At 75.5% G+C, this 17,262-nt stretch carries 17 protein-coding genes and 1 tRNA gene; 7 read left to right on the top strand and 11 right to left on the bottom strand.

What is annotated here, in order from left to right; genetic code table 11:
- Nucleotides 1–6: 6 nt before the first annotated feature.
- Nucleotides 7–852, bottom strand: a complete 846-nt coding sequence (gene rsmI / locus ACI79F_RS14680) for a 16S rRNA (cytidine(1402)-2'-O)-methyltransferase (RefSeq protein WP_456545594.1) — start codon at nucleotides 850–852, stop codon at nucleotides 7–9.
- Between the two features lie 53 nt (nucleotides 853–905).
- On the opposite strand from rsmI, the gene ACI79F_RS14685 reads away from it, so the two are divergent.
- Together ACI79F_RS14685 and ACI79F_RS14690 are read left to right on the top strand one after the other, a co-directional pair.
- Nucleotides 906–2,423 (top strand): dolichyl-phosphate-mannose--protein mannosyltransferase, encoded by a 1,518-nt coding sequence (locus tag ACI79F_RS14685; RefSeq protein WP_456545593.1) that lies wholly within the window; start codon nucleotides 906–908, stop codon nucleotides 2,421–2,423.
- Between the two features lie 71 nt (nucleotides 2,424–2,494).
- Nucleotides 2,495–3,289, top strand: coding sequence for an enoyl-CoA hydratase/isomerase family protein (locus ACI79F_RS14690; protein WP_456545592.1), 795 nt, complete (start codon nucleotides 2,495–2,497; stop codon nucleotides 3,287–3,289).
- Between the two features lie 7 nt (nucleotides 3,290–3,296).
- Here ACI79F_RS14690 and ACI79F_RS14695 read toward each other — a convergent pair whose 3' ends face one another.
- The 8 genes from ACI79F_RS14695 to galU all read right to left on the bottom strand — a co-directional run bounded on the left by ACI79F_RS14695 (nucleotide 3,297) and on the right by galU (nucleotide 10,436).
- Nucleotides 3,297–3,512 carry a hypothetical protein gene (locus tag ACI79F_RS14695; protein WP_456545591.1) on the bottom strand — a complete coding sequence of 72 codons (216 nt, stop codon included), beginning with the start codon at nucleotides 3,510–3,512 and terminating at the stop codon, nucleotides 3,297–3,299.
- 5 nt (nucleotides 3,513–3,517) lie between these two features.
- Nucleotides 3,518–4,774: a 3-deoxy-7-phosphoheptulonate synthase gene (locus ACI79F_RS14700; protein WP_456545590.1), complete on the bottom strand. Its 1,257-nt coding sequence runs from the start codon at nucleotides 4,772–4,774 to the stop codon at nucleotides 3,518–3,520.
- An 85-nt stretch (nucleotides 4,775–4,859) separates the two neighbouring features.
- Entirely contained in the window at nucleotides 4,860–6,128 is a 1,269-nt protein-coding gene (locus ACI79F_RS14705) for an amidohydrolase family protein (RefSeq protein ID WP_456545659.1), read from the bottom strand.
- Between the two features lie 280 nt (nucleotides 6,129–6,408).
- A tRNA-Ala gene (locus ACI79F_RS14710) sits at nucleotides 6,409–6,482 on the bottom strand.
- A 70-nt stretch (nucleotides 6,483–6,552) separates the two neighbouring features.
- On the bottom strand, nucleotides 6,553–7,254 hold the full coding sequence (sepX, locus tag ACI79F_RS14715) for a divisome protein SepX/GlpR (RefSeq protein ID WP_456545589.1): 702 nt from the start codon (nucleotides 7,252–7,254) through the stop codon (nucleotides 6,553–6,555).
- 200 nt (nucleotides 7,255–7,454) lie between these two features.
- Nucleotides 7,455–8,078 carry a GNAT family N-acetyltransferase gene (locus ACI79F_RS14720; RefSeq protein ID WP_456545588.1) on the bottom strand — a complete coding sequence of 208 codons (624 nt, stop codon included), beginning with the start codon at nucleotides 8,076–8,078 and terminating at the stop codon, nucleotides 7,455–7,457.
- A 1-nt stretch (nucleotide 8,079) separates the two neighbouring features.
- A complete protein-coding gene (gene glp, locus ACI79F_RS14725) occupies nucleotides 8,080–9,483 on the bottom strand; it encodes a molybdotransferase-like divisome protein Glp (RefSeq protein ID WP_456545658.1) in 1,404 nt (467 codons plus the stop codon).
- 35 nt (nucleotides 9,484–9,518) lie between these two features.
- Complete coding sequence (galU, locus tag ACI79F_RS14730; protein ID WP_456545587.1) at nucleotides 9,519–10,436, bottom strand: UTP--glucose-1-phosphate uridylyltransferase GalU; 918 nt, start codon at nucleotides 10,434–10,436, stop codon at nucleotides 9,519–9,521.
- Nucleotides 10,437–10,467: 31 nt separating this feature from the next.
- Here galU and ACI79F_RS14735 point away from each other — a divergent pair, with 31 nt between their 5' ends.
- Genes ACI79F_RS14735 through ACI79F_RS14750 form a run of 4 tightly spaced genes read left to right on the top strand, consistent with a single transcriptional unit; the run spans nucleotide 10,468 to nucleotide 15,176 of the window.
- Nucleotides 10,468–11,061, top strand: coding sequence for a 5-formyltetrahydrofolate cyclo-ligase (locus tag ACI79F_RS14735; protein WP_456545586.1), 594 nt, complete (start codon nucleotides 10,468–10,470; stop codon nucleotides 11,059–11,061).
- A 31-nt stretch (nucleotides 11,062–11,092) separates the two neighbouring features.
- Nucleotides 11,093–12,457 carry an SLC13 family permease gene (locus tag ACI79F_RS14740; protein WP_456545585.1) on the top strand — a complete coding sequence of 455 codons (1,365 nt, stop codon included), beginning with the start codon at nucleotides 11,093–11,095 and terminating at the stop codon, nucleotides 12,455–12,457.
- Nucleotides 12,458–12,474: 17 nt separating this feature from the next.
- Nucleotides 12,475–13,662, top strand: coding sequence for a CaiB/BaiF CoA transferase family protein (locus tag ACI79F_RS14745; RefSeq protein WP_456545584.1), 1,188 nt, complete (start codon nucleotides 12,475–12,477; stop codon nucleotides 13,660–13,662).
- A complete protein-coding gene (locus tag ACI79F_RS14750) occupies nucleotides 13,659–15,176 on the top strand; it encodes a carboxyl transferase domain-containing protein (RefSeq protein WP_456545583.1) in 1,518 nt (505 codons plus the stop codon). The genes ACI79F_RS14745 and ACI79F_RS14750 overlap by 4 nt, the downstream gene beginning before the upstream one ends.
- A gap of 126 nt (nucleotides 15,177–15,302) precedes the next feature.
- Here the strand turns inward: ACI79F_RS14750 and ACI79F_RS14755 are convergent, their stop codons facing one another.
- Entirely contained in the window at nucleotides 15,303–16,325 is a 1,023-nt protein-coding gene (locus tag ACI79F_RS14755) for an LLM class flavin-dependent oxidoreductase (protein ID WP_456545582.1), read from the bottom strand.
- Nucleotides 16,326–16,394: 69 nt separating this feature from the next.
- On the opposite strand from ACI79F_RS14755, the gene ACI79F_RS14760 reads away from it, so the two are divergent.
- Nucleotides 16,395–16,754 (top strand): DUF1801 domain-containing protein, encoded by a 360-nt coding sequence (locus ACI79F_RS14760; protein WP_456545581.1) that lies wholly within the window; start codon nucleotides 16,395–16,397, stop codon nucleotides 16,752–16,754.
- On the opposite strand, the gene ACI79F_RS14765 is transcribed toward ACI79F_RS14760, so the two are convergent.
- Nucleotides 16,751–17,251, bottom strand: coding sequence for a MarR family winged helix-turn-helix transcriptional regulator (locus ACI79F_RS14765; protein WP_456545580.1), 501 nt, complete (start codon nucleotides 17,249–17,251; stop codon nucleotides 16,751–16,753). The two genes, ACI79F_RS14760 and ACI79F_RS14765, sit on opposite strands and share 4 nt — an antisense overlap.
- Between the last annotated feature and the right edge of the window lie 11 nt (nucleotides 17,252–17,262).

The raw sequence follows: 17,262 nt of genomic DNA on the forward strand, positions 1-17,262 counted from the left end.
AGCTTCCTATGCCTCGGGGGTCTTCGCGGCCACGACCGCGTCGTAGACCGTGCGGCGCGGCAGGCCGGTGCGGACGACGACGGCGCGGATCGCGTCCTTGCGGCTGGCGCCGGCGGCCTCCTCGGCGGCGACCTCGGCGGCCAGCGCCTCGGGCGAGAGCTCCACCGCCACCTCCGGCGCTCCCCCGACGACGAGCGTGATCTCCCCGCGCACGCCCTCGGCGGCCCAGGCGGCCAGCGACGCCAGCGACCCCCGCCGGACCTCCTCGTGGGTCTTGGTCAGCTCCCGGCAGACCGCGGCCGGCCGGTCGTCGCCGAACGCGGCGGCCGCGTCGGTGAGCGCGTCGGCCAGCCGGTGCGGGGACTCGAAGAACACCATCGTCCGCCGCTCGGCGGCCAGCCCGGCCAGCCGTGACCGCCGCTCGCCGCCCTTGCGGGGCAGGAAGCCCTCGAAGCAGAACCGGTCGACCGGCAGGCCGCTCACCGCCAGCGCGGTCGTCACCGCCGACGGCCCGGGCACCGAGGTCACCTCCACCCCGGCGTCGATCGCGGCGCGCACGAGCGTGTAGCCCGGGTCGGAGACCGAGGGCATGCCGGCGTCGGTCAGCAGCAGCACCGTGGCCCCGCCGGCCAGCGCCTCGAGCAGCCCGGGCAGTCGGGCGCGCTCCACCGACTCGTGGAAGGTGACCACCCGCCCGGTCAGCGTCACCTCGAGGTCGGCGGCCAGCCGGTGCAGCCGGCGGGTGTCCTCCACCGCGAGGACGTCGGCGGTCGCCATGACCGAGCGCAGCCGCGGGCCGACGTCGCCGGGCTGCCCGAGCGGCGCGCCACCGAGCACCAGCCGACCTGTCACGCCGACGAGCCTGTCACGCCGGGCCTCCTCCCCGGCGCCCCTACCCTGGGGCCATGGCGGTCCTGGCTCCCGAGCGCGAGGAGCAGGAGCCACCGGTGCAGGTCGTGCGGCGACGGCGGCTGCCGGTGCGCCGGGTCGACCGCACCCCGCCGCTGCCGCGCGACACCCGCCTGTCGTGGGTGCTGACGGCGGTCCTCGGCGTCGCCGCGTTCGTCACCCGGCTCTGGGACATCAGCTACCCGCGGGACCTGCTGTTCGACGAGGCCTACTACCCGCCCGAGGCGCAGGAGCTGCTCACCTGGGGCCACGAGTACAACCGCGGCTACACGTTCATCGTCCACCCGCCGCTGGGCAAGTGGCTGATCGCGCTGGGCGTGAAGGCGTTCGGCTACGACTCGTTCGGCTGGCGGCTGCCGTCCGCGGTGGCCGGCACGATCGCCGTCGTCGTCCTGGTCCGGCTGGCCCGCCGGCTGACCGGCTCCACCCTGCTCGGGCTCGTCGCCGGGCTGCTGCTCGCGCTGGACGGGTTCTCCTTCAGCCTGTCCCGGATCGGCCTGCTCGACGTCTTCCTGCAGGTCTTCGTCGTCTCCGCGGTGGCCTGCCTGGTGGTCGACCGGGACCGCATACGGCAGCGCGTGCGGGACGCCGGCGAGGTGGCCGCCACCGGGTTCCGGCTCGGCCCGCGCGGCTGGCGGATCGCCGCGGGCTTCCTCTTCGGCTGCGCCTGCGCGGTCAAGTGGAGCGGCGTGTACTTCCTGGCCTTCGCCGCCGTCCTGTCGCTGTTCTGGGACCGCGCGGCGTGGCGGGAGGCCGGCGTCCCCCGGCCGACGCGGGTGGCGCTGCGCCGCGGACTGCCGGGCGCGGCGTGGGCGCTGGCCGCCGTCCCGGTGCTCACCTACCTGGCCAGCTTCACCGGCTGGTTCCTCGGCGAGACCTCGCAGGGCAAGGCCTGGGCGCAGCAGAACCCGGACACCGCGTTCCCGTGGGTGCCCGACGCGCTGCGCTCGCTGTGGCACCAGCACGCCGAGTGGCTGCGATTCCACAACGGGCTGTCCTCGCCGCACCCGTGGGAGTCGGGGCCGTGGAGCTGGCTGGTCAACGGCCGGCCGATCCTGCTGTGGAACCCGCAGGGGCTCACGGACTCCGCCGGCGACCAGGTGGTCCGCTACATCCTCATGGTCGGGACGCCGACGCTGTGGTTCGCCTTCGCGCCGGCGCTGGTGTGGCTGGCCTGGCGGGTCGTGGCCCGGCGGGACCCGGCGGCGATCCTGCTGGCGGTGATGATCGCGGCCGGCTGGGGCACCTGGTTCCTCAACGCCGAGCGCACGATGTTCGTCTTCTACATGGCTCCCGTGGTGCCGTTCTTCGTGCTCGCCGTCGTCCTCGTGCTGCAGGACGCGCTGGGCCCGGCGACGGCCTCGCCGCTGCGGCGCCGGGTCGGGCTCGGCGTGGTCTGCGGCTACGTCGGGCTGGTGGCCGCGACGTTCGTCTTCTTCTACCCGGTGCTCACCGGCCAGCCGCTGTCGCACGCGGAGTGGCTGGCCCGGATGTGGTTCCCCTCCTGGTTCTGACGCACGCGCGGGCGCGCGCCTGACCGCGCCGCCACCTACGGTGGGGTCCCGGACCGACCGAGGGGACGACGATGACCAGCACCGCCGACCGCCCCGCCGTCCTGACCGCGTCCGACGGCGACGTCTGGCAGGTCACGATCGACCGGCCGGACACGGGCAACGCCATCGAGCCGGTGCTGGCCGCCGAGCTGGCCGCGGCGCTGGAGGCCCGCCCGGAGGGCGCCCGCACGGTGCTGCTCCTGGCCAACGGCCCGCGGTTCAGCGTCGGCGGCGACGTCCGGCTGTTCGCCGCGGCGGAGGACCCCGGCCGGTTCGTCGGGGAGCTCGCCGAGGTCTGGCACCGCGTGGTCCGGCAGGTGCTGTACTGCCCCGTCCCCGTGGTCGCCGGCATCCAGGGCGCGGTCGCCGGCGCCGCGGTCGGGCTGATCGGCGCCTGCGACATCGTCGTCTGCGCCCGGTCCACGAAGATCCGCCCGGCCTACGGCGCGATCGGCCTCTCCCCCGACGGCGGCGCCTCGTGGGCGCTCACCCGCGCCCTGGGCGCCCCGCGCACGCTGGACCTGTGCCTCACCAACGGCTCGCTGACCGCCGCCGAGGCGCACCAGGCCGGCCTCGTCGCGCGGCTGGTGGAGGACGAGGAGGTGCACGACGCCGCGATCGGCCTGGCGCGCTCGGTCGCGGCCGGCCCGGTGCGGTCGATGGTGCGCACCCGGTCGCTGGTGCGGCAGGCGGCGATCCGCACCCTCGAGCAGCAGCTGGACGAGGAGGCGCGGCTGATCGCCGAGTCCGCCGGCGACCCCGAGGGCCGCGAGGGCGTGCGGGCCTTCGTCGAGAAGCGCATGCCGGACTTCCGCGGCGCCCGCTGACGCCGGCTCAGGCGGTCCAGCGGTAGACCTGCCCGTCGCGCAGCTCGACGGCCGACGGCGGCCCTGGCCGCGGAGCGGCGGCCAGCAGCGCCAGCACCCGCGTCCGCCCCCGGACGACGGCGTCGTCCGGCCCGGTCCAGTGCAGGTACGGGTGCAACAGCGGCCGCAGGGCGGCCCAGTCGCGGTCGGCCATCGCGGCCAGGGCGGCGGCGACGACGTCCACGCGGGTCAGCCGGCGGCGACCGGCGCGGCGGCGCGGCGCCGCGCCCGGGTGGCGGCGGCGAGCTCGTCGAGCATCGCCTCGGCCGTGGCGGGGTCGACGCAGGCGTCGGTGACGCTCACGCCGTACTCGAGCGCGCCGGGATCCCGCTGGTCGAGGTCCTGCCGGCCGGCCCGCAGGTGACCCTCCAGCATCACGCCGCGGATCGCTGTCTCGCCGGCGGCGACCTGCTCGGCGAGGTCGTGCACGACCGCGGGCTGGCGGCGGTGGTCCTTGCGGCTGTTGCCGTGCGAGGCGTCGACGACCACGACCTCCGGCAGGCCGCGGGCCCGCAGCGCGGCGCGGGTGGCCGCGACATGCTCGGCCGAGTGGTTCGGACCGTTGACGTCGCCGCGCAGGATGACGTGGGCCGTCTCGTTGCCCGTGGTGGACAGCTGCGCGGTCATCCCGTGCCGGTCCACGCCGAGGAAGTCGTGCGGCGCCCGCGCGGACACGACGGCCTGGACGGCGACCTCGATGCTGCCCTCCGGCGAGTTCTTGAAGCCCACGACGGCGGAGAAGCCGGACACCCGCTCGCGGGCGGTCTGGTCGGTGACGTTGCGCGCGCCGACGCCGTTGTAGGTGACCAGCCCGTTGACGTACTGCGGGGTGAGGGCGTTGAGCGGCTCGGCGGCCACCGGGACGCCCAGCGCGGTGATCGCGCCCATGAGCATCCGCGTGGCGACCAGGCCGACGCTGATCCGGTTCGAGCCGTCCAGGTAGGGGTCGTAGGCGAAGCCCTTCCAGTCGACCTCGGTGCGCGGCTTCTCGGTGTAGGTGCGCATGAGGATCTCGAGGTCGGCGCCGTGCCGCTCGCGCATCCGGGCGAGGAACGCCGCGTACTCCAGCGCCGAGACGGGGTCGTGGATCGAGCACGGCCCGGCGATCACGGCCAGCCGGTCGTCGGCGCCGGTGACGATCCCGGTGACGGCCCGCCGGCCGGCCCGCGTCGTGGCCGCGGACGGCGCCGTCAGCGGCAGCACGCTGGCCACCGCCTCCGGCGTGACGACGACGCTCAGCCCGGCGATCCGCGCGTTGACCAGGTCGGACACGTCGACCGCGTCGTCCTCCGGGGTGCCGAGGCGGCGGCGGACGTCGGGCAGCAGGCTCGCCTGCAGGAGGTCGACCTGCTCGTTCACCCGCTGCTGCACCGCGAGCAGCTGGTCGGCGATGCGCGCCGCCTCCGGCAGCAGCCGGTCGGCCGGCACCTCACCCTCGTACGGCATCCGCTGTCCCCCTCGTCCCCGGGCACGAGGCGGCCCCCGCGCCGGGAGGCCCGACCCGGACGGGCGGGGCCTCCCGGGGACGACGTTACGAGAAGACGCCGATGCCGGCGGCCTCGTTCCGCTGCTTCCACTCGGTGCGCGACATGCGGGTCGTGTCGACGTCGCGCGCCCGGGCCCGCAGCGCGCCGACCGTGGCCTGCTCCCGCGGGGTGTGGGCGAAGGGGTCCCAGTCGAAGAACCGGCAGGCGTTCTGCCAGGTGATCTTGTGGATGTCCTCGTCGCTGCAGCCCGCCTCCTGGAACTCGCGCCAGGCGAACTCCGGCGACTCCGGCCAGGTGGTGTCGGTGTGCGGGTAGTCGCACTCCCAGGCGATGGTGTCGATGCCGATCCGGTGCCGCAGCAGCAGGCCCGACGGGTCGGTGATGTAGCAGACCAGGAAGTGCTCGCGGAACACCTCGCTGGGCAGCTTCCCGCCGAAGTCCCCGCCGCCGTGCAGCCACGCCTGGTTGGTGAAGTGCCGGTCGATCCGGTCCAGGTAGAACGGCACCCAGCCGATGCCGCCCTCGGACAGCGCCACCTTGAGGTCGGGGAACTGCCGCAGGGTGGGCCCGAACAGCAGGTCCTGCGCGGTGATCGCGCTGATCTGGGTGGCCAGCACCATCAGGTGGTCGATCGGCGCCTCCGGCGGCCGCTTGATCACCTCGAAGCCGGCGCCGATGTGCAGCGAGAGCACCATGTTCTCCTCGCACAGCGCCTTGAGCATCGGGTCCCAGTGGCCGGACAGGAAGCTCGGGAAGCCCTGCACGTGCGGCGTCTCCAGGAAGCTGATCGACCGGCAGCCCTTCCTCCCCAGCCGGTGCACCTCCTCGACGCACAGGTCGATGTCCCACATCGGGACGATGCCCTGGGAGATGAACCGGTCCGGATAGGCGGCGGCCCACTCGTCGATCGCCCAGTCGTTGTAGGCGCGGAGCATGACCAGGGCCATCTCCTTGTCCCCGGCCTCGTGGAACGTGCGCGCGTTGAACCCGGCCATGGTCGGGAAGTTGAGCTGGGCCAGCACCCCGTTGACGTCCATGTCCCGGACCCGCTGGTGCACGTCGAAGCAGCCCGGCCGCAGCTCGGTGTAGGCGCCGGGGTTGAAGCCCCACTCCTCCTTGGGCCAGCCGACGGTGGCGGCCATGCCGAACGGGGTCGCGGTCCTCTCGCCGCCGAACACCCACTCGTCCACGCCCTGGGCGTTGCGCACCACCCGCGGCGCCTGGTCGGCCCACCGGGCCGGCACGTGGTTCTCGTACATGTCCGGCGGCTCGATCATGTGGTCGTCGATGCTCACCAGGATCATGTCGTCCATCTGCACGGGAGGTCCTCCTCGCGGGCGGGATGAGGGCCAGGACCGCGCGGCCCTGTGAGCTGCATCACACCAGCGGTGGATCCGTGTGGCAAGGCTTTCGATAGGCCGCCCCGCACGGCCCGGGCACCGCCGCTCAGCCCCTCGTGCGGTGTTCCTCGTGCTCTCGCGGCGTTGCAGCACCGCGAGGGCGCGGACGACACCGCAGGAGCCGGCCGGGCGGGTCCGTGCCCGGGAACGACTCAGGGCGCCCTCCGTGCGGAGGACGCCCTGGGTGTCGGGGTGGAGCTGAGGGGATTCGAACCCCTGACCCCCTCGATGCGAACGAGGTGCGCTACCGGACTGCGCTACAGCCCCTGACGGTTGGCAAGAGTACCGCCCGCCGGACCCGGCGCCGCGACGGGGTCGCGGCGCCGGGGTGTCGGGGTCAGCCGTTGACCACGCGCCGCGGCTCGTACTCGTCGATGTCGGCGAACCCGATGTCGTCGTCGTCCAGGCCGACGACGGCGCTGTTCTGCCAGCCGGCGGGCGCGCCGGCGCGGGCGGCGACCACCCGGCCGGGGCGCAGCGGGTGCACCGGCGCGAGCGGCAGGCTCGGGTGCCGCAGGCCCACGGTGTGGTGCACCGGCTCGGCCTCGTGGACCTCCTCCAGCGGCTCCTCCGCGACCACGGGGGCGGGACGCGCGGCCGGCCGGGCGGCGCGGCGCGCGGCGAGCCGGGCGGCCCGGCGGGCGGCGGCCTGCTCGCGGCGGGCCGCGGCGCGCAGCACCGCGAGGTAGGCCACCACCGCGACGTCGAACAGCGCCTGCAGCGCCCACACCCACGGCGCGACGAGCAGCGCCCCGACCAGGGCGAGCACCGCGAGGGCGACCAGCCCGGCCAGGGTGCGGCGCCGGACGGCGTGCACGTCCACCCGCAGCTCACCGGTCTCCAGCAGGGCGCCGCGGTCGACGGCGACCCGCTCGGTCGCCGCGTGCACGACCGGGTCGACGACCCGGCGGCGCTGCAGCGTGCGGCCCGAGTCGCTCGCCACCGGTCGCGTCCGCTCGTCGCCGCGGGTCACCACCATCGGCACCAGCACGACGAACCAGAGGACGACCAGAGCGGCCAGCAGCACACCCGATCCCATGGAGAACACCACCCGTCACACGAGTCACTTGCCGCGGCAGGTTATGCAGGTCGCTGCCCCATTCGAGGGAGGCGCGCGGTGTGTCGCCGGAGTGTTGTGTGACGGGAGTGCCGCGGAGACGGCGTGTCGACTCGGCGACAGACGGGGACCGGTCGGTTCCGTGCTAAGCGGCGTCGCTCCATACCCGCCGCGGACGGTCCTCAACCGCCGGCGCGGGCCAGCCAGCGGCCGAGCACCCCGCCGGGCACGTCCTCGGCCAGCAGCCCGTAGGAGAGGTGGTCGCGCCAGTCGCCGTCGATGTCCAGGTAGCGGCGGAACAACCCCTCCTGACGGAAGCCCAGCCGCTCCACCAGCCGCCGGCTCGGCCCGTTCTCGGGGCGGATGTCGGCCTGCAGGCGGTGCAGCCCGGCGGGGCCGAAGGCGTGGTCGCACACCAGCGCCACCGCCAGCGAGGCCATGCCGCGGCCGGCGACCGCGCGGTCGATCCAGTACCCCACGTTGCCCGAGCGCAGGGCGCCGCGGACCACGTTGTCGATCGTCACCTGCCCGGCCAGCCGGCCCTCGACCCGGACGGCGAAGGGGTAGCTCAGCCCCATGCGGGCGCGCTGCAGCACGCGCCGGCGCACCGCGCGGTACGCCGCCGGGGTGTGCCGCTGCGCCCACGGCTGGGTGGCGGTGGGCTCCCACGGGGTCAGCCAGTCCTCGTTGGCCAGCCGCACCCGGCTCCACTCGGCCGCGTCGGAGCGGCGCAGCGGGTACAGCTCGACCGGGCCCCAGGAGAGCCGGGCGGGCCACCCCGGGCGCAGCGCGGGATCGGCGGGCACGTCAGCCGCCGAGCAGCAACGGCATCACCGTCACCAGCCCGCCGGCGGCCACCTCGGTGACGTCCTCGTCGACGACGATCAGGCAGTTGGCGCGCGCCATGCGGGCGAGCATCGCCTCGTCGCCGTCGCCCAGCGGCTCGACGACGTACCCGCCGTCGGGGTGCCGCATGACCTGGCCGTGCAGGTACTGCCGGTAGCCCAGCGGCGAGAACACCGGCTGCGCCGCGATCGCCTGCACCGTGCGGCGGAACAGCTGCCGCTTGCCCAGCATCAGCCGGATCGCCGGGCGGACGAACACCTCGAAGGCCACCAGCGCGGCCACCGGCTCCCCGGGCACCACGATGACCGGCACCTGCTCCCGGCCGATCCGGCCGAAGGCCTGCACGGGTCCCGGGTGCATCGTCACGGGACGGAACCGGACGTCGCCGAGCGCGGCCAGCGCCTCGCGGACGGCGTCGCCCTCGTCGGGGAAGGTGCCGGAGATGAGCACCAGGTCGCTGCGCAGCGTCTGGCTCTCCAGCACCTCCGACAGCCGGCGCGGGTCGGCCGGCACGATCCCCGACCGATAGGCGTCGGCCCCGGCGTCGCGCGCGGCGGCGGCCAGCGCGTAGCTGTTGACGTCGACGGCCTGGCCGGGCGCGGGGTCGGTGGTGATGTCGACGAGCTCGCCGCCGCCGGAGAGGATGCCGACCCGCGGCCGCGGGCGCACCAGCACCCGCTCGCGGCCCACGGCGGCCAGCAGGCTGATCTGCGCCGGCCCGATCGGGGTGCCGACGCCGACGGCGGGCGTGCCGGGGGCGACGTCGTCCCCGGCGCGGCGGACGTAGTGGCCGGGCTCCACCCTCGCGTGCACGGTCACGGTCACCACGCCGCGGTCGGTCCACACGGCGGGGACGACGGCGTCCGCGCCGCCGGGCAGCAGCGCCCCGGCGGCGACCTTGTGCGCCAGCCGGGGGCCGATGGACGAGGGACCGGCCGCGCCGGCGGCGGTCTCCCCCACCACCGACAGCTGCACCGGGGCCTCCAGCGTCGCCGCGGCCACGTCCGCGGCGCGGACGGCGTACCCGTCGAGCGCGGCCTGGTCGAAGGCGGGCAGCGCCCGCTTGCTCACGACCTCCTCCGCGCACAGCAGGCCCTGCGCGTCGAGGACGGCGAGCTCGATCGGGTCCGGCTGGGGCACCGCGGCGAGGATCTCGTCGAGGTGCTGCTCGACCGTGCGCGGCAGCGGCGACTCCGCCGGGCCCGGGGGCGGCGGCACCGCCGACGGGTCGATCTGCGCGGTGTGCTGCACCCCGCCGCCCGGCAGCCCCGCCGCCGACTGCACGGACCCCGAGCGCAGGTCGAGCGCCGTGGTGTCCCGGTGCTCCCGCACGGCCGCCCCGGCGGTGTCCTCGTTGCTCCCCATCACGACGGTCGATGCTCCCCCCTGCGGGGCGCGGGTCAGGCCTGCGACGCGCCCTCGGCGGGCAGCTGGGCCACGAACTCGGTCAGCCAGGCGCGCAGCGGCGGGCCGAGGTCGTCGCGCTCGACGGCCAGCCGGACGACCGCCTTGAGGTAGTCGAGCTTGTCGCCGGTGTCGTAGCGGCGGCCGTCGAAGACGACGCCGTGCACCGGCTCCCCGCGCTCGACCAGCGTGGCCAGCGCGTCGGTCAGCTGGATCTCCCCGCCCCGGCCGGGGACGGTGTCCCGCAGCACGCCGAAGACCTCGGGCGCCAGCACGTAGCGGCCGATGATCGCCAGGCCGCTCGGCGCCTCGTCGACGGGCGGCTTCTCGACCAGGCCGGTGATGGTCACCACGCCGTCCTGGACGTCCTCCTCGATGGCGACCGCGCCGTACTTGTCGATGTTCTCCCGCCCGACGTCGAGCAGGGCGACCACGCAGCCGCCGTGCTCGGCCTGCACGGCCAGCATCTGCTCGAGCAGGTGGTCGCGGGCGTCGATCAGGTCGTCGCCGAGCAGCACGGCGAACGGCTCGTCCCCGACGAACGCGGCGGCCTGCAGCACGGCGTGGCCCAGGCCGCGGGCCTCGCCCTGCCGGACGAAGTGCACCTGGGCGACGTCGGTGGACTCGCGGACCGCGTCCAGCCGGCCGGCGTCGCCCTTCTTCTCCAGCGCGGTCTCCAGCTCGGGCACGCGGTCGAAGAAGTCCTCGATCGCGGCCTTGTTGCGACCGGTGACCATGAGGACCTCGGCCAGCCCGGCGCGGGCGGCCTCCTCGACGATGTACTGCAGGGCAGGCCGGTCGACGACCGGCAGCAGCTCCTTGGGCACCGCCTTCGTGGCGGGCAGGAAGCGGGTGCCCATCCCGGCGACGGGGATGACGGCCTTGCGCGCGGCGCGCGAGCTCGGGGTGGACATGGCGGCGAGCCTAGCCAGCTAGCCTGCCGCGGTGACTCCCCCCGACGAGGTGGGCGCGGCCAAGGCCGAGCTGCGTGCGTGCCTGCGGGAGCGACGCCGCGCCCGGACCGGCCCCGAGCGGGCGGCGGCGGCCGCGGCGGTCACCTCGGCCCTGCTCCGGGGTCTGGCCGGCCGGCGCACGGTCGCCGCGTTCTGCCCGGACGAGGACGAGCCCGGCAGCGGCCGGCTGCCCGCGGCCTTCACCCAGCTCGGCGCCCGGGTGCTGCTGCCCGTGGTCTCCGACGGCGACCCGCAGCTGCGCTGGGCCGTCGACACCGGGCGGCTGGCTCCCGGGCGGTTCGGGCTGATGGAGCCCCTCGGCCCGCGGCTGGGCCCCACCGCGCTCGGGACGGCGGAGGCGGTCGTCGTCCCCGCCGTGGCGGTGGACCGGGCGGGCGTGCGGCTGGGCCGCGGCGGCGGCTACTACGACCGGGCGCTGGTGCACACCCGGCCCGACGCGCTGCTGATCGCCGTCGTGTACGACGACGAGCTGCTCGACGCGCTGCCGGCCGAGCCGCACGACCGCCGGGTCGGCGTCGTCGTCACCCCCTCCGGCGGCTGGCAGGCGCTACCCGCCGGTCACTGAGAGGCTGGGCCCAGTTCGTCAGCACGGCGACATGGGCGACGACTGGAGCTCCCGCGTGTCCCCCGAGATCGTCTCGATCCTGGCCCTGGTCGCGATCTTCGCGGTCGCGACCTTCCTGCCGATCAACATGGGGGCGCTGGCGTTCGTCGCCGCGTTCCTGGTCGGCACCCTGTCGGTGGGGATGACCACCGACGACATCCTGGCCGGCTTCCCCGCCGAGCTGGTGGTGACGCTGATCGGCGTCACCTACCTGTTCGCGATCGCGCAGAACAACGGCACGGTCGACCTGCTCGTCCGCGGCGCGGTGCGGCTGGTCGGCGGCCACGTGGCGGCGATCCCGTGGATCATGTTCGCGGTCACCGCGCTGCTCACCGCGATCGGCGCCCTCTCCCCCGCCGCGGTCGCCATCATCGCCCCGATCGCGCTGACCTTCGCCGCCCGGCACGGGATCAACCCGCTGCTCATGGGGATGATGGTCATCCACGGCGCGCAGGGCGGCGGGTTCTCGCCGATCAGCGTCTACGGCGTCACCGTCAACACGATCGTCGAGGACGAGGGGCTGGAGTCCGCCCCGCTGACGGTGTTCCTGGGCAGCCTGTTCTTCAACCTCGCGATCGCGCTGGTGCTGTTCCTCGTGCTCGGCGGCCGGCAGCTGATGGGGCGGCGGATCGTCGTCGAGGCCCCCGTCGACGCCGGTCCGGACGACCGCACCGAGGTCCGCGGGCACGGCGCCGCGCCCGGCCCGGCCGTGGGCGGCCCGGGGCGGGACGACGGCGGCGGCGTCCTCACCGCGCAGCGGGTGACCGTCGACCAGGTGCTCACGCTGGTCGGGCTGGCCACCGTCGCCGTCCTGGCGCTGGTCTTCGACCTGGACATCGGCTTCGTGTCGATCACCGTGGCCACGGTGCTGGCCGCGTTCGCCGCCGCCCGGCACAAGAACGCGGTCAGCCAGATCAGCTGGTCCACCGTGCTGCTCATCGCCGGCGTCCTCAGCTTCGTGTTCGTGCTGCAGGAGGCGGGCACGATCGACTACGTCGGCGAGGCCGTCATCGGCCTGGGCACGCCGCTGCTCATCGCCCTGCTGCTCTGCTACATCGGAGGGGTGGTGTCGGCGTTCGCGTCGTCGACCGCGATCATCGGTGTCGCCATCGCGCTGGCGGTGCCGTTCCTGCAGTCCGGGGACATCGGCACCGTCGGGGTGGTGGTCGCCCTCTCCGTGGCCTCGACGATCGTCGACGTCAGCCCGTTCTCGACCAACGGCGCGCTGGTCCTGGCCAACGCGCAGGACGTGGACAGGGACCGCTTCTACAAGCAGATCCTGGGCTACTCGACGATCGTCGTGGTCGTGGGGCCGCTGCTGGCCTGGCTCGTCTTCGTGGTGCCCGGCTGGCTCTGAACCGATCGGAGTCCCCCGTGCCCGGACCGCTGGACGGGATCCTCGTCGTCGACCTGACCCGGGCGCTGGCCGGCCCGCACGCCGGGATGATGCTCGGCGACCTCGGCGCCCGCGTGATCAAGGTGGAGAACCCCGGCAGCGGGGACGACACCCGCGGCTGGGGCCCGCCGTTCGTGCAGCCGGACTCGGGCGACCGCGAGTCGACGTACTTCCTGTCGGCCAACCGCAACAAGGAGTCGCTCACCCTCGACCTGAAGGACGAGGGCGACAAGGAGCTGCTGCGGGAGCTGGTGCGGCGCGCCGACGTGCTCCTGGAGAACTTCCGGCCCGGCACGCTGGCCCGCCTCGGGTTCGGCACCGACGTGCTGGCGGAGCTCAACCCGCGGCTGGTCACGCTGGCGATCAGCGGGTTCGGGCACGACGGCCCGGAGGGCGGGCGCGCCGGCTACGACCAGATCGCGCAGGGCGAGGCGGGGCTGATGTCGCTGACCGGCTCGGGCCCGGACGACCCGCAGCGGGTGGGCGTGCCCATCGGCGACCTGCTGGCCGGCATCTACGGCGCCTACGGCGTGCTCGCCGCGCTGCTGGAGCGGGAGCGGACCGGCCGCGGCCAGGTCGTGCGCACCTCGCTGCTCGCCGCGATCGTCGGCGTGCACGCCTTCCAGGGGACGGCGTGGACCGTCGGCGGGCAGGTCAACCGGGCCCAGGGCAACCACCACCCCTCGATCGCCCCGTACGGGCTGTTCCGCTGCGCCGGCGGCAGCGTGCAGCTGTCCTGCGGCTCGGAGTCGCTGTGGCGGCGGCTGTGCGCGGAGTTCGGCCTGGACCCCGACGCCGAGGGGCTGGCCACCAACGGCGAGCGGGTGGGCAACCGCGACCGGGTGATCGCCCTGCTCGAGGAGGCGTTCGCCGGCATCGCGCCCGAGGACCTGCTGGCCCGGCTGGCCGCCGCGGGCATCCCGGCGGGCAAGGTGCGCACCCTCGACGAGACCTACGGCTGGGACCAGACCCTGTCCCAGGGCCTGCTGGTCGACGTCGAGCACGCCACGCTCGGCCGGCTGCAGCTGCCCGGCCCGCCGCTGCGCTTCTTCGCGGCCGGGCCGGACGGCGAGACGGAGACCACCCGCCGCGACCACACCGCTCCCCCCGTGCTCGGCGCGTCAGACTCTCAGCTCCGCGCCTGGCTGACCGAGGGGAACACATGAGTGGCACCGACGCCCGCACGCTCCGCGACCGGGTGCTGGACCCCGGCTCGTGGAAGTCGTGGGACGCCCCGATCCCGGTGCGCGACGTCGACCCCGGGTACGCCGCGGAGCTGGCCCGGGCCGCGGAGCGCACCCGCCAGGACGAGTCGATCATCACCGGCGAGGGGCTGCTGCGCGGGCGCCGCGTCGCCGTCGTGGCCGGGGAGTTCGGCTTCCTCGCCGGTTCGATCGGGGTGGCCGCCGCCGAGCGGCTGATCGCGGCGGTGGAGCGGGCCACCGAGGAGGGGCTGCCGCTGCTGGCCGCACCGGTCTCCGGCGGTACACGAATGCAGGAGGGCACGGTCGCCTTCCTGCAGATGATCGGCATCACCGCGGCCATCGCCCGGCACAAGGAGGCCGGGCTGCCCTACCTGGTCTACCTGCGGCACCCCACCTTCGGCGGCGTGCTCGCCTCCTGGGGCTCGCTCGGGCACGTGACGATCGCCGAGCCCGGCGCCTCGATCGGCTTCCTCGGCCCGCGGGTCTACCAGGCGCTGTACGGCGAGCCGTTCCCCGAGGGCGTGCAGACCGCCGAGCACCTGGCCGAGCGCGGGCTGATCGACGCGGTGGTGGCGCACGAGGACATTGGCGACGTCGCCGACCGGGCGCTGAGCGTGCTGGCCGCCCGGCAGACGTGGCACCTCGACGTCCGCGACGCCGAGCGGCCCACCGCCGAGGACGGCACCGGCGCCGACGACCCGGAGGACGGGCGCACCGCCTGGGACGTGGTCACCGCGTCGCGGCGCACCGACCGGCCCGGCGTCCGGCGGCTGCTGCGCACCGCGGCCACCGACGTGGTCGGCCTGTCGGGCACCGGCGCCGGCGAGAAGGACCCCGGGCTGCTGCTGGCGCTGGCCCGGTTCGGCGGGGCGCCGTGCGTGGTGCTGGGCCAGGACCGGCGCGGGCAGTCGCTGTCCGCGCCGCTGGGCCCGGCCGCCCTGCGGGAGGCCCGGCGGGGCATGCGGCTGGCCGCGGAGCTGCGGCTGCCGCTGGTCACCCTCATCGACACCCCCGGCGCCGCGCTGTCGCAGGAGGCCGAGGAGGGCGGGCTGGCCGCCGAGATCGCCCGCTGCCTGCAGGACCTGGTGATGCTCAAGGCGCCGACGATCGCGGTGCTGCTGGGCCAGGGCACCGGCGGCGGCGCACTCGCGCTGGTGCCGGCCGACCGGGTGCTGTCGGCGGCCAACGGCTGGCTGGGCCCGCTGCCGCCGGAGGGCGCCAGCGTGATCGTGCACCGCACGGTCGACCGGGCCGACCAGATGGCCGCCGACCAGGGCGTGCGCGCGACCGACCTGTGGCGGGCCGGGATCGTCGACCGGGTCGTCCCCGAGCGCCCCGACGCCGCCGACGAGCCGGTGGAGTTCTGCCGGCGGCTGGGCCGGGTGCTCGGCGAGGAGCTGGCCGGCCTGCTCGGCCGCGACGACAACGAGCGCTTCCGCAGCCGGCTGCACCGCTACCGCCACCTGGGCCGCTAGGCGCCCGGCCGGGATCAGGTGACCTGATCGTGACGCGTCCTCCCTCACGGTGTGCGGTGAGGGAGGACGCGCTGCGGTGAGGGAGGACGGCGTGCCGGCGGCCCGAGCAGGCCGGTGAGGCCCCGGTCAGGCGGCCGGTCGCTCCGCGGCCGGGAGCCCCCAGGCCCCGGCCACTAGCTCGAGGCTGCGGACCCGCTCCCCGACCCCGTGGGTCGAGGCCGACAGCATCAGCTCGTCGGCGCCGGTGTCCGCGGCCAGCCCGCGCAGCGCGGCGGCGACGGTCGCCGGCGAGCCGACGACGGCGTTGCTCGGCATCGCCTCGGCCGCCGCCCGCTCCGGGTCGACCAGCGCCTCCTCGAGCGACGGCACCGGCCGCAGCCGGTTGGTGCGGATGGCCAGCCGCATCAGCTGCCCGGGCAGCGCGAGCCGGCGGGCCTCCTCGTCGGTGTCGGCGGCGAGCACGTTCGCCGTCACCACGGTGTACGGCCGGTCGAGCACCGGCGAGGGGCGGAAGGTGTCGCGGTAGAGCGCGACCGCCGCCTGCACGTTCGGGCCGCCGAAGTGGTGCGCGAAGGCGAACGGCAGCCCGAGCTGACCGGCCAGCTGCGCGGAGAAGCCGCTGGACCCGAGGAGCACCACGGCCGGGGCGCTGCGCGCAGCCGGCGTCGCGCTGAACCGCTCGGCCAGGCCGCCCTCGACCCGCGGGTCGCCCAGCAGGCCGAGCAGGTCGAGCAGGTGCTGCGGGAAGTCCTCGGCCGACAGGGCCGCCGGGTCGCGGCGCAGCGCGATCGCGGTGTGCGCGTCGGTGCCCGGGGCGCGGCCGATGCCGAGGTCGATCCGGCCGGGGTGCAGGGCCTCCAGCAGGGCGAACTGCTCGGCGACCACCAGCGGCGCGTGGTTGGGCAGCATCACCCCGCCCGAGCCGACGCGGATCCGCTCGGTCACCGCCGCCAGGTGCGCGATCAGCACCGGCGGGCTGGTGCTGGCCACGGCCGGCATGTTGTGGTGCTCGGCCACCCAGATCCGGGCGTAGCCCAACCGGTCCGCGGCCTGCGCGACCCGCGTGGTGGCGGCCAGCGCCTCGGCGGTGGACTGGCCCGACCCCACGGTGGCCAGCTCCAGGACGGACAGCGGCAACGGCTCGGTCATGCTGGCGGCAACGTCCCCGGCACCCGGCCGGCTTCCCCCGAGAGGACGGCGTCCGTACGCGACCCCGCCGTGGACCGGCTGCTGACCGGCTCGACCCATCCGATGGCCGCCGGCGTGGGCCGCCTGCGCGCGGCCCTCCTCGACTCCGACCCCGCGCTCACCGAGGTCGTGAAGTGGAACGCGCCGAGCTCCCGGTACGCCGACGAGGACCGCATCACCTCCGACCTCGCGCGGCCCGACCGGGTGCTGCTCGTCCTCCACCGCGGCGCCCGACGGCGGGCCGACGCCGACACCTTCTCCTTCGACGACCCGACCTCCTTCGACGACCCGACGGGGCTGCTGTCCTGGCCGTCGGAGGACCGCGGCGTCCTCACCATCCGCGACGAAGCGGCGAGGGACACCGCCACCCCGGCCGTGCGCTCCGCCTAGCGCTCGGCGGCGGCGTCCGCGCCGTGCTCGACGCGCAGGCTGTGGTCGGGGTCGAGCCCCTCGAGCACCTGCTCCAGCACCTCCCGCAGCACGCGGGTCTGCTCCGCGGTCATGGGGTCGAACATCGCGGTGCGCACCGCCTCGACGTGGCCGGGCGCCACCTGCTGGACGACGTCCCACCCCGCGTCGGTGAGGACGGCGAGGTTGCCGCGCCCGTCCTCGGAGGCCCGTTCCCTGCGCACCCAGCCCCGCTCCTCCAGCCGGGCGACGGTGTGCGACAGCCGGCTCTGCGACTGGTTGGCGCGGCGGGCCAGGTCGCTCATCCGCCGGGCGCGCCCCGGCGCCTCGGACAGCATCGCCAGGACGACGTAGGCGGCGTGGCTGAGGCCGGCGTCCCGCTGCATCTGCGCGTCGAGGACCCGCGGGACCAACTCGCTCACGCTGAGCCAGGCGCGCCAGGCCCGCTGCTGCTCGTCGTCCAGCCACCGCGTCGCCACGGGGCGACGGT

It is taken from the genome of Blastococcus sp. SYSU D00868, assembly GCF_054050575.1.